The organism is Streptomyces muensis, assembly GCF_021474425.1.
Classification (GTDB): Bacteria; Actinomycetota; Actinomycetes; order Streptomycetales; family Streptomycetaceae; genus Streptomyces; species Streptomyces muensis.
Map to the genome: position 1 here is coordinate 1 of NZ_JAKEIP010000612.1, position 826 is coordinate 826.

An 826-nucleotide genomic window follows, 5' to 3' on the forward strand; every position below is an offset into this window, starting at 1 on the left:
GCGGGATCGAGATCCCCGGCGTGGGGGACATCGGGGACATCGGCGGGCTGCTGCCCGACCAGATCGGCGACCTGATCGACGCGAAGGCCGCGGTCGGCTTCACGGTGGACACGGCGCCGACGCTGCTCGGCGGCCTGGGCTGGTCCGCCGGCATCCTGCTGATCGCCCTGCTGGCCTCGCGCCGCACCCCGCTGCCGCGCGGCTGGGAGGCCGTGCACCGGGTCGTACGGCCCGCCGCGTCCGCCCTGGTCACAGTGGCGCTGGTGGCGGTCGGGGCCGGCTTCGCGGCGGCTGCGTACGCGGCGATCGGCGACGCCCACCCCGGGCGGATCGCGGGCGCCGCACTCCTCGGCGCCCCGAACGGCGTGTGGCTCGGCATCCCGATCGGCCTGTTCGTCCCCTTCGACGGCAGGGCGACGGGGCCGCTGGTGGCTCTGCTGCCGGATCCCCTGGACGACCTGCTCAACAGCGGCGCCGACCAGTCCGTGACGCTGGGCAGGCTGGCCGAGCTGGACGGACGGGTGTGGCTGCTGGGAGTCGCCACGGCGGTGATGATGCTGCTCGCGGGGGTGCTGACGGCGGTGCGGACGCCGGTAGCGGGCTGGGGTCCGGCCGGGGCCGTACGGGATCCGGGGACCCTCCGTTTCGCCGGGCGCTGTGCGCTGCGGCTCGGGGTCGCGACGGCGTTGACGCTGCCGTTGCTCGTGTGGCTGACGGAGCTGTCCGTCGACGCCTCGCTGTCGGTGCTGGGCTTCGACGCGTTCGGCGCCGGGGTGGAGCTGCGGGGGAACCTCGGTATGGCGCTGGTTCTCGGGGCGGCGTGGGG

1 protein-coding gene is annotated in these 826 nt (G+C 75.5%); it reads left to right on the forward strand.

Features of this window, described 5'->3' with window-relative positions; all coding sequences use genetic code 11:
- Positions 1 to 826: streptophobe family protein (locus L0P92_RS44710; RefSeq protein WP_234768849.1), on the forward strand; the 826-nt coding region annotated here is incomplete at both ends.